The sequence below is a fragment of the Coxiella endosymbiont of Ornithodoros maritimus genome (genome assembly GCF_907164965.1).
Taxonomy (GTDB): domain Bacteria; phylum Pseudomonadota; class Gammaproteobacteria; order Coxiellales; family Coxiellaceae; genus Coxiella.
On sequence record NZ_CAJRAM010000018.1, the window covers coordinates 24,542 to 35,200 of the forward strand.

Sequence of the window (10,659 nt, forward strand, 5' to 3'; positions counted from 1 at the left end):
AAATTGATCCAAACCAAGCAGCTTTCTTATGAAGACTTTGAAAAAGAAGAATATATTCAAGATCTTTTATTGTGGCACGCTGTTTTCAACAATGATGAAGTCACCGATTATGTCTGCGAGGGATTAGGCTTAACTAAATCTCTGATTCGTCGGCTAAAAGAAAGAGATGCGAAAAGCGGATCGAACAAAGACTCCGTTGAAGAAAAATTGTGTAAGATCCATATCGTTGCGATGGCTAATGATTATTGGACTCGGTGTAAAAATCCAGATTCTTCTTTGCCAGAAAAATTTGAGGCCTTCGGATTAGGATTCCATTCCTTAGACGATGAGGCTGATTCATGCGGTAGTTGATCGCGAGCGTTTTTTGCTTTTTATTTTAAATGACGGAAGAACGGTTGATGATTACTATATTCACTTATCCTCTCGAAATGGAAATAAAGTGGCGGCGTGTGAATTAACTCAAATTGTCAATAAATAGATGGGTAATCTAATACGGAATTACCGAACTCAAAAAAAGAAGTTATCTTTTGCCCAACTGCCTCAACAATTTGGACATTTAGAAGATGTTTTTTCGCTTGATTTATCGAACGCACTAACGTTGCTTGGAGATCAGTTCTTCGCGTCAATGGCTGTTAAAGTTTTAAAAAAGATAAGTGAGTCGAATAAAACTAATAAAATTGAATAAAGTGCTTAAAAAGATTCAAGAAAAGGTTGATGAGGAGCTGACTTCGTGGGTTGAATCGACGCAACCAGGAGACTTAGGAGTAAGACACAGCGACGAATATAACACTAAATTTTGAGAAATTCATGCTCCTAAGGTAGTAAATATCTTTTGAGAAGTCTTTAAGATTATAAAGTAATATGAGCAAAAAAAGGAAATTGTTAAGAACGCTAATATGCTCGGATCGATCTTAAAATTTCTTAAATATGCTGTGCAAGCCACTCTTACCATAGAAATAGCGGCTGTCGTGTCACAGTATTTTCGTGGTGGCTTGTTCTTCAGGGCAAATACCCAGGTTTTTCTAAGAACCTGTGGGAAAGAGATTCTGGAAGAACAGAAAAAATCACCCCTAAAGGACCTTCTCTAGCTGCATAAAATTTGTATTTTCAGCGATCTCATCTTCACTCCACACATTGATTTCATAGTTTTGTTTAGACGCATACACCTACTTTGCAACTCCTATTTTGCCTATTCAAGAGTCTCTACAAATGATCAAGACACCGAAAACCATGAACTAGATTTACATTTTTAGGTTTGAATATTCATCGTCCGAGTCTTTTAATTCATCTAATAGTTATAGTAGTTATAGTTAATAGTTGCTGATAAAGCGCGTAGGTTTGGCTGAGCTTGCGAAGCCCAACAAAAAGAAAGAAAAACAATACAATATCGCAGAGTCCACTCAAGTGTTCATTGTTAGATTGCTAAAGGTATTTTTCCTGCCAGCTGGACTGCTGCACTTGATAAGGATGATGATTGTTTAGAGAATAAAATTCTATACTATTGGGCTTCGCAAGCTCAGCCTAACTTACGTACTTTTTTACATTTAAATTATTTTAGTAGAAAAGGGTGAGTGCCTCTGTCAGTATAATTTTCTAAAAAACCTCACATGATTCATAAGTTCCTCCAGAATGTTCTAAAATCCATTCTTCATTTTGGAATTTATCGATAATATCCTTTTGAAAATGTTGCTCGGGTTGATATTTTAGCCATTCGCGAATTATAAGACTTTGAATTTGAGGGTCGAGTGCCCAAACGCCCCCCTTCTCTAATATCTCCGGTTTTTTGAAAAATTGAATGGCTTGTAATACGCTCCCTAGTACAAGTGCCCGAGTGAGTTGAATATCGTTTTCGGGAACAGATTCACCAGAATCATCAAAATTAATCGGAAATCCTCCACGAAGAATACGGATAGTAGCGCCTATATCGGTCTTATATTCAACATCAGCCAAAGGTTTTGCAGCTACTTTAGCATTATTTTTTTGTTGGACAAGTTGTAATAGAGACAGAAATTCTTTATCTTCAGAAGAACAACTAATTAAAGTTTTATTTTTAGGAAAAAGTCTAAAGGAATCAATGGAAGTAGCGACATCACGCCCCGTGCAACCAAAAATATAATCAGAAGATTTCACAAGTGCCGATAACTCATTCGTAGTGGCTAAATTTTTCATCTTATTTACACTTCTTAACTGATTAGGATCATTGTCATACACGATGACTTTATGATCCATCGATAACAATTTATCCGTAATAGCCTTGCCAATGGATCGATACCCTATGACACCGAATGTTAAATTGTTTTCCTTGATCGATATTAAAGGCAGTAATTTTTTTACTGTAGCTTCCGTAATAAGGGACGATTCTATAATTTTTTTGCGGCGCAATTAGCGACTCCAAACAAAGGAAAAGGAGGCAACCCCTGTGTATCTAGATTTATTAACCCCGCTGTCGTTTTTTCTACTCCTATCACTTTATATTTTCATAATATTTGTTCAGGAATAAATGACAAAGCATATCCGCCATGATCTAAAATTAAAATCTCCTCAACGTCTTCTTTTACATGAGTCATTATATTAAACCATAACCAATTAATATCTCGGATAAAATTTTGAGAAAATTTTCCTAAACCGATCTGCATCGAGCATGGCTGATAAAAAACACCAAACTGTTTTATTTGTTTAACGACCAATTGACATTCGGAATAATGCTTGCCAAGAACAAAAATATTCTGAGGCTTAGCTCCCAGACGGATGAGTCCCTCAATTAAATTCACTGACGTCTGTAATGGGTGATGAATATAAACAATGGCTTTTCTTTTTAAAGGTAAAAATTTGTTGCAGCCAAGGCCTTATTAATCATCGTGTCCAAAACGGGAAGACGAGGTAAAGCACTTGTTGAAAAGTGATGTGGGGCAAATAAAGAGCAGGGTGGTTCTGTCGATGTGGGCGATACAACTTGTGAGCGATCCAAGACTGGGGGAAAAGGGGAGCAGAAAAGGGTCGACTCTGTTTTTGAGAAGTAATAGCCAAGCTTGCCAATATACGGGTAACTTTAAAACCTGCTTGACTTCTTATTGCAACGCAAAATAATAGTCAGTGGGGACTCCAACGAATACTAGTAAAAGAACTTAAACGCATATTTTCAGCCTCTTAAAGTACGGGGTTTTTAACATTTACTACTCCATGTGACACTATCATGTTTTTGAACGGGTAAACGAAATCCTCTATAGGATCTTAAACAGTGACAGTCTATAGATGTAAGGTTACAATATATCTGATTTGGGTATTTTTCAATGAAATAAATGATTGTTCCTTATATATATCTATTTAATCATTTATTTTTCTTAACCGTGGAAAACGAACATGGGATGTAACACATATTTAATAGTATCTTAAGGAAAAAGAATGGAAGAAGGTGCCTTGAGGAAAACGAATACTCGTTATGAAGTAACTAAATTAAAAAAACTGTGGAACAGTTAAAAGCGGAAAATTTTCAATTAAAGCACATTGTTGATAACATTCCTGGCAATATTTATTGGAAAGACAGAAAGGGAGTGTGGTTAGGACTAAACGCCACAGCAAGTGAAAGTTTGCGGAAAATGGGATTTTTGTGGAAACCGAACGACGTTATAGGTAAAACGAATTACGAACTCTTTAAAAAAGAAACCGCTGATGAATTTAGAAAAAATGACTTAGAGGTCATGAAAAAAGGAAAAATGATAGCGAGAGAAGAAGTGAACATCTTTCTTTCAGGAGAGCGGATCTCTCAGTTGTCAACTAAAAGACCGTTGTTAGATGAAAAGGGTAACATCGTAGGTATTGTTGGCAATACGATTGATATCACCCGTCTTAAAAGTATAGAAGCTGAATTGCGACAAGTAAAAGAAATAGCTGAACAGGCTAAGCTCGTTAAAACTGAATTTATGCGCAATATGGAACACGACATTCGCACACCCTTCAATGGTGTGTGTGTGGGGATTGGCTAATTATTTATGGGAACGTGAAACGGATGAAGTTAAAAGGGAATATTTAGGCGATATTACGCAGTGCGCTAAAGAGCTTTTGGATTATTGTAATAGTATTTTAGATTTTTCTAGAATTGAATCTGGATTACTAGCGGTTTTTGAAAAGAAATTTAATCTGAAAAAATTGCTTGACAGTTCCATAAAAATTGAGCAGCCGGCTGCAATATACAAACAGTTACAATTAAAGTTAGATTATGATTCCAGTGTGCCTCTATTTAATTGGTGATCGCTATCGACTTCATAGAATTCTTATTAACTTGTTAAGCAACGCAATTAAATTTACTGTACAAGGGTATGTTAAGTTAAAAGTGAATTTAGTCCGCAAAACGGGTAAATTTGTTATCGTTCGATTTATTGTTGAAGACACAGGTATTGGTATCCCTAAAGAAAAACAAGAATATATTTTTGAGAAATTTTCTCGGTTGTCACTTTCAAATAAAGGATTTTATAAAGGTATTGGCCTTGGATTGCGGATTGTTAAACAATTTATGCACGAAATGGAGGGGGAGATCGACTTAATTAGCGAGTATGAGAAAGGAACACAATTTATTTGCACGATATCTTTTAAGCTTCCTTTAAGTGACGATTTTGTTGAATCTTAAGGAGAATTTTGAAATATGGGTAATTAAGATATTGATAGTAGAAGACCTTGAAATAGCTCAAAAAATAGCGAAAGTAACTTTGATGTATTTAGGATATCACGTGGATATTGCTGAAATCGGACAAAAAGCGTTTGAAATGTTTTAAAAAAATAAATATAAACTCATTTTTATGGATGTAGGGTTGCTAGATATGAATGGCATAGAAGTGACAGAAGAAATAAGAAAGATAGAAAATAACAAATTGCGCGTACCTATTACCTATTGTAGCTCTTACCGCTAATTATGATGAATCTTACAAACCTGTTTGTTTAGAGGCTGGTATGGATGATTTTATGTTAAAACCATTAACGGTTAAGAAAGTAAAAGGAGTGATTGAGAAATACGTTGGCAAACAGGTGTAACCAAATTATTCGATGGCATACAACCTCTCTATTGGATACCAGCTCCGAAGTCTCTTTTTTTAAATAATGAAAAAATCCATAAATAAGTGATCTTAGGGGTATTTATGACAACGGGTTGCAACTAAATAGACCGGGTTATTAAGCTTTCTGATGAGGCAGGTAATCCAATGTTCCATCCTCCAAGCGATAGGGATGAAGATGGCAAATTAGTTGTATGGATGTATGATCCTTTGACTAATGAATTAAAAAATAAAGTGGACTGACAAAGCTTAAAGCTAGAATACTGGATATTTAAAGGCATACCACATAATCCAGGTGCATCTGGCTGTAAATGTGACGATTGTAATGTAGTGTTGGCATTTCCAGATACAGAGACGCCCAGAATAAAATCACAATAAAAAATATTATTTTAAATCAATGGCTGCCTAAAGATTTAGCCCAACAAAAAGGAAGGAAAAAACGCAGTGTCGCAGAGTCTCTATTTCAAAAGGCACTTATTTTTTCACGGTTAATTTGCTTTAACGAAAGTATTCGCTTTTAATTGAGCACATTGATCAATTACGTTTATCATTTCCTCAGATAAAATTAAATTATCCATTTAAAATAAAGACGTTTGTTATTTTGCATGATCATCTCCGTATGATTATATCGTTACCAGAAAATGACGCAAATTATTCTCAACGATGGAATTTAATTAAAAGTTATTTTTCTCGTTCAACAGAAAAACTTGAAAGAATTTCTATGAGTCGGAAATCGAAACGAGAACGAGAAATTTGGCAAGGATGATTTTGGGAACACATTATTTGTAATGAAGATGATTTTGAAAAGCATGTCAATTACATTCATTACAATCGAGTAAAATATGGGTATGTAAAAAATCCTATTGACTGGCAATATTCAAGTATTCATTGTTATGTTGCTAAAGGTATTTTGCCTGCCAACTGGGCTGCTGACCTTGATAATAATGCTAGTTTTGGAGAATAAAATCTCACACCGTTTGACTTCGCAATCTCAGCTAGACTACGCGCTATTGATTATTAAATCGGGGTGAGAGGATTTGAACCTCCGGCCCCTGCCTCCCGAAGGCAGTGCTCTACCAGGCTGAGCTACACCCCGTTTAGAAAAGTAGGTTTCCAACGATGTGCGAAGTTTACTGGATGGGCCCCCATATCGCAATTGATTAATAATGACGGCTTACTACAAACTGCGTTAGCGCGTTCAACGCATCTCGATAGGGTGACGGCGGAAGTTGCTGTAAATAAGTATGTGCTTTTTCTGCTTGCCTCAGAGCACATTGTTGAGTGTATTCTCTGGCCCGAGTTTCATCCATAAGTTTCATTATCCACTGCAAACCATCCCGCCCTCCATTTTTAATAGCTTCGCGGATGTGTTCGGCTTGAGCGGGTTGCGCTTGTTGTTTAGCGTAAATCAAGGGAAGTGTGGCTTTCCCTTCCGCCAAGTCATCCCCCACATTTTTATCGAGTGCGGAAGCATCTTTGCTGTAATCTAAAAGATCATCAATAATTTGGTAAGCCATGCCTAAATGCAAACCGAATGCGGCCATGGATTTTTGCCAGGTTTTATTTTTTGCTGCGACAATAGCGCCGATTTCAGCGGCAGCGGAAAATAACTGAGCCGTTTTACGGCGGATCACTTCGTAGTAAGTCGCCTCATCAATATCGGGATCATTTTGATTCATTAACTGCCACACTTCCCCTTCTGAGATTTGGTTCGTGGTTGTCGCGAGTATTTTCATTATAGGAACGTTACTACGTCGCGCCAAAATCTGAAAGGCACGGGAATACAAAAAATCTCCCAGCAACACGCTCGCGGAATTCCCCCAGAGCTCATTAGCGGTCTTCTGACCGCGGCGTTGCGTTGATTTATCAACCACGTCGTCGTGAAGCAAGGTCGCTGTATGGATAAATTCGATAACCGTTGCGAGTTCCTGATGTTCAACGTCTTGCCTGTAATCGCAAGCACGTGCTGTCAACAACACAACCAGCGGCCGTAGCCGTTTCCCGGCACTTTGAATAATATGCTGGGTGATGGTCTCAATCAAAGGCACATCCGAAGAAAGTTCTTTGACAACCAGAGCATCCACTGCTTCAATGTCCTTTCGCACGGGCTGTCGAAGGGATTCGATCTCAAATGTGGCTTTTTTAACCGTCACTTTCATGGTTCCACATGCTAGGGGTGGTTCTGTGGAACTGTCAAGTAACTCTGACGCCTTAAATTATTGGAATGACTGTAAGTGCAGGAGATCTCATGAATAAAAAGAAAACTAATATTCCCAAGGAGGAGCGATGCACCTGGGTAAGCAATGATCCTATTTACATTCATTATCATGACCTGGAATGGGGAGTTCCCATCTATGATGATCGATTGTTGTTTGAATTTTTAATTTTAGAAGGGATGCAGACTGGTTTAAGCTGGTTGACTATTCTAAAAAAGCGAAACAACTATCGAGACTCTTTCAATAATTTCGACGCATCAATTATTTCAAAATACAACCCGCGTAAAATAGATCGCTTATTAGAAAATGCTGGCATTATTCGTAATAAATTAAAAATTCAAGCTACTATAAACAATGCAAAAGCGTTTTTGGAAGTTAAAAAGGAGAGGGGGAACTTCTCCGATTACATTTGGCATTTTGTCGGTGGGCATCCTATCCAGAATCAGTGGAAAAATGCCAAGCAAATACCTATCCGATCAGCTATCTCGGATGTTTTGTCCAAGGATCTAAAAAAGCGAGGGTTTAAGTTTGTTGGGAGCACGATTTGTTATGCTTTTATGCAGGCGGTGGGGATGGTTAATGACCATACGACGAATTGTTTTCGTCACGAAGAAATTAAAAACTTGCCAATCTTGCTGTCCTCAGTGTAAGCAATGAGTAGAAATTACTCACCAATAATCCAGCCATGGCTGATTTCAATCTTTCTAGAATCTTTCTATAAAAGAAAAGCGTAAACTCACAACCAGAACGAACGCACCAGAAAAAGACCCTTCAGGTAATGGGAGATCTACTCATCTAAAGGGATTTTAGCTGAGGGGTCTTTTTTTAACTTAGTATAAACATTTCTAAAGATTATAAAAAATTGTTTAAAGATAAAGCCGCAGATGCTATTGATATGGAGACTGCAGGATTTTACCAAACGTGTAAAGATTTTAATGTCGCTTGTTTGTGCATAAGGAGCTTTAATAATCCGGTGACTAATGCGCAAATAGAAGATTTACACGCTGAGCAAAGAGCAGTAGTTAACGTGCCGTTAAGAATTTGAAGATGGCGAACGGCCTGTGCAGTACGTCTATTTATTATCTTTTGCCCAGAAGCGATTTTTTCGCTTGGCACCGGATAAAATCGACGAAGTTTGGTATCACCATGCAAGGAGCTTGATCATCATCCATTTATTAGATCCCATTTCGAAGAAATATAATCGGGCTATTATAGGCGATCCATTAGTTGATGGGGAGGCGAAGCCTCAGCTTGCAGTAAAGGCAGGCGTTTGGTTTGCGGCTATTGTAAAAGGGTCTATGAGTTGGAGTTTGTATGATTGCGCTGTTTCGCCAGGATTTGATTTTCAGGATTTTGAAATAGTTAATGAGACTGATTTATTCAAAGAATTTCCTGACTATGCAAGTATTATCCACCAACTCACTTGTTATGCCTCAATTCCAGCCCCCTCGGTTATCTGTCAACTCATAGACGCCTGGAGTCCTCATGCTTGTCATCTCCCAAAAGATTCCGTAAAATGCACCTCTTTCTGACTAGCAGAGGATTTGATGATGTATGCAATCATTAAAACCGGAGGTAAGCAGCACCGCGTTACCGAAGGGCAAATGTTAAAAGTAGAGAAGTTGGCGCAAGGTGTCGGTCAATTGGTGAAATTTGACGATGTATTGATGGTTGCAGCAGGTGATGAGCTTCACATCGGAACGCCTTCCGTAAAAGATGCAGCGGTGACGGCGGAAGTGGTAGATCAGGGGCGGCAAGCCAAAATTGAAGTCATCAAGTTCAAACGCCGTAAACATCACATGAAACGGCAACGACATCGACAAGCCTTTACCGCAGTTAAAATTATGGGAATAGCATTAGGAAAGGCGAAAAAAGAGGTGAAAACAGATGGCGCATAAAAAAGCCGGTGGTAGTACGCGAAATGGACGTGATTCCGATCCTAAAATGCTGGGTGTTAAGCGCTTTGGGGGAGAGCGTGTGCTTGCGGGGAATATTATTGTTAGACAACGGGGCACGCATTATCGCCCTGGTGAAAATATGGGTGTGGGTCGTGATCATACCTTGTATGCATTGGTCGAAGGCAAAGTAAAATTTACACGCAAGGGTCCGAAGAAGCGTAATTTTGTCTCCATTGAGCCGCTTGAAGAAAGCCGGTCTTAGAATTATCCTTTGTTGCGACTCTATCGTCTCAGATAATTTCCTCTCTTCAGCCCTTTCCGGTAAGTGGAAAGGGAGCGAATAGAGGTATTTTTCTTTTATGTAAAACTTGTGCGGGTCTTAATCGCGCTCCATTTCTCAAGAATGAGGCTAAGTGGACTAAAGCATGAAATTCGTTGACGAGGCATTTGTGCGTGTAGAAGCAGGCAATGGGGGGCATGGTTGCCTTAGCTTTCGTCGTGAGAAATTTATACCTCGCGGTGGGCCAGATGGTGGTGACGGCGGCGACGGTGGCAGTGTTTATTTTGTAGCAGACAAATCCGTCAACACTTTAGTCGAATTTCGCTATCAACGTTTATTACGGGCGCAAAACGGGCAGCCTGGTATGGGACGGCTCCGAAGTGGGAAAAAAGGCGAGGATTTAATAGTTCCGGTGCCGCTCGGCATAACCGTTTACGATAAACAAACGAGCGAGCTTATTGGTGATCTGATTGAGGCTGGTGATAAACTCTGCGTCGCTCGCGGGGGTCGGCATGGTCTAGGAAACACGCACTTTAAAAGCAGCACCAATCGCGCTCCTCAGAGGACCACCTTTGGAGAAGAGGGTGAAGTCCGCGAACTTAAACTTGAACTTAAGCTATTAGCCGATGTCGGTTTGCTCGGGTTGCCCAATGCCGGAAAGTCCACCTTCATCCATGCTGTCTCCAAGGCAATCCCAAAAATTGCGGATTACCCTTTTACAACATTGTATCCGCACTTGGGCGTTGTGCGCGTGGAAGAATACCGAAGCTTTGTTATTGCGGATATCCCGGGGTTAATTGAAGGCGCTAGCGAGGGCGCAGGCCTCGGCGTTCAGTTTCTCAAGCATTTAGAACGAGCCCAATTATTATTACATATTGTCGATATCACTCCCTTAGACGGTTCTGATCCCGTTCAATCTATTCAGGCGATCATCAGCGAACTCGAACAATTTGGTCAAAACCTTTCGCAAAAACCACGCTGGTTGGTTTTTAATAAGATTGATTTACTGCCTCCTGAGGTCGCGCAAGTGCAGTGTCAGGAAATTATAAATCGACTCAATTGGAAAGGCCCCGTTTATAAAATTTCTGCGATTAATCGTGAAGGCACAGAATTGTTGTGTTATGACTTAATGTCATTTTTAAAAACCTCTATACATGACGAAAGGAGTTCAGTTGATGAAATAGTGAGAAAAGCTGCTGAGTGTTGAGTAGAATTTCTGA

At 39.1% G+C, this 10,659-nt stretch carries 13 protein-coding genes, 1 tRNA gene and 1 pseudogene; 10 read left to right on the top strand and 5 right to left on the bottom strand.

All coding sequences use genetic code 11. The features are described 5' to 3' along the window. The first annotated feature begins 3 nt into the window (after positions 1-3). Positions 4-351: a hypothetical protein gene (locus OWO34_RS01735; RefSeq protein WP_267256341.1), complete on the top strand. Its 348-nt coding sequence runs from the start codon at positions 4-6 to the stop codon at positions 349-351. A gap of 961 nt (positions 352-1,312) precedes the next feature. On the opposite strand, the pseudogene OWO34_RS01740 reads toward OWO34_RS01735, so the two are convergent. The 3 genes and pseudogenes from OWO34_RS01740 to OWO34_RS01750 form a co-directional block, all read right to left on the bottom strand. Then, a pseudogene (locus tag OWO34_RS01740) lies at positions 1,313-1,393 on the bottom strand (AI-2E family transporter); the annotation flags it as partial. Positions 1,394-1,593: 200 nt separating this feature from the next. Beyond that, positions 1,594-2,382 carry an NAD(P)-dependent oxidoreductase gene (locus tag OWO34_RS01745; protein WP_267256342.1) on the bottom strand — a complete coding sequence of 263 codons (789 nt, stop codon included), beginning with the start codon at positions 2,380-2,382 and terminating at the stop codon, positions 1,594-1,596. A 95-nt stretch (positions 2,383-2,477) separates the two neighbouring features. Then, a complete protein-coding gene (locus OWO34_RS01750) occupies positions 2,478-2,771 on the bottom strand; it encodes a hypothetical protein (protein ID WP_267256343.1) in 294 nt (97 codons plus the stop codon). Positions 2,772-3,464: 693 nt separating this feature from the next. Here OWO34_RS01750 and OWO34_RS01755 point away from each other — a divergent pair. The 3 genes from OWO34_RS01755 to OWO34_RS01765 are packed head-to-tail and all read left to right on the top strand — an operon-like array spanning position 3,465 to position 4,624. Continuing rightward, the gene (locus OWO34_RS01755; RefSeq protein WP_267256344.1) at positions 3,465-3,983 is read left to right on the top strand and encodes a PAS domain-containing protein; all 519 of its coding nucleotides are present in this window, start codon (positions 3,465-3,467) and stop codon (positions 3,981-3,983) included. Beyond that, positions 3,976-4,248 carry a sensor histidine kinase gene (locus tag OWO34_RS01760; protein WP_267256345.1) on the top strand — a complete coding sequence of 91 codons (273 nt, stop codon included), beginning with the start codon at positions 3,976-3,978 and terminating at the stop codon, positions 4,246-4,248. The genes OWO34_RS01755 and OWO34_RS01760 overlap by 8 nt, the downstream gene beginning before the upstream one ends. Then, entirely contained in the window at positions 4,217-4,624 is a 408-nt protein-coding gene (locus OWO34_RS01765; protein WP_267256346.1) for an ATP-binding protein, read from the top strand. The genes OWO34_RS01760 and OWO34_RS01765 overlap by 32 nt, the downstream gene beginning before the upstream one ends. 1,443 nt (positions 4,625-6,067) lie before the next feature. Here OWO34_RS01765 and OWO34_RS01775 read toward each other — a convergent pair. After that, a tRNA-Pro gene (locus OWO34_RS01775) sits at positions 6,068-6,141 on the bottom strand. A 64-nt stretch (positions 6,142-6,205) separates the two neighbouring features. Then, entirely contained in the window at positions 6,206-7,204 is a 999-nt protein-coding gene (locus tag OWO34_RS01780) for a polyprenyl synthetase family protein (protein WP_267256347.1), read from the bottom strand. Between the two features lie 65 nt (positions 7,205-7,269). Between OWO34_RS01780 and OWO34_RS01785 the strand changes: the two genes are divergently transcribed. The 6 genes from OWO34_RS01785 to cgtA all read left to right on the top strand — a co-directional run bounded on the left by OWO34_RS01785 (position 7,270) and on the right by cgtA (position 10,646). Further along, complete coding sequence (locus tag OWO34_RS01785) at positions 7,270-7,911, top strand: DNA-3-methyladenine glycosylase I (RefSeq protein WP_267256348.1); 642 nt, start codon at positions 7,270-7,272, stop codon at positions 7,909-7,911. A 212-nt stretch (positions 7,912-8,123) separates the two neighbouring features. Next, positions 8,124-8,306: a phosphorylase family protein gene (locus OWO34_RS01790; protein ID WP_267256349.1), complete on the top strand. Its 183-nt coding sequence runs from the start codon at positions 8,124-8,126 to the stop codon at positions 8,304-8,306. 16 nt (positions 8,307-8,322) lie between these two features. Then, positions 8,323-8,793: a cupin domain-containing protein gene (locus tag OWO34_RS01795; protein WP_267256350.1), complete on the top strand. Its 471-nt coding sequence runs from the start codon at positions 8,323-8,325 to the stop codon at positions 8,791-8,793. Between the two features lie 12 nt (positions 8,794-8,805). Beyond that, complete coding sequence (gene rplU, locus OWO34_RS01800; protein WP_456064368.1) at positions 8,806-9,159, top strand: 50S ribosomal protein L21; 354 nt, start codon at positions 8,806-8,808, stop codon at positions 9,157-9,159. After that, a complete protein-coding gene (gene rpmA / locus OWO34_RS01805; RefSeq protein ID WP_267256351.1) occupies positions 9,149-9,421 on the top strand; it encodes a 50S ribosomal protein L27 in 273 nt (90 codons plus the stop codon). The genes rplU and rpmA overlap by 11 nt, the downstream gene beginning before the upstream one ends. A 163-nt stretch (positions 9,422-9,584) precedes the next feature. Beyond that, on the top strand, positions 9,585-10,646 hold the full coding sequence (gene cgtA, locus OWO34_RS01810) for an Obg family GTPase CgtA (RefSeq protein ID WP_267256352.1): 1,062 nt from the start codon (positions 9,585-9,587) through the stop codon (positions 10,644-10,646). The last annotated feature ends 13 nt before the right edge of the window (positions 10,647-10,659 follow it).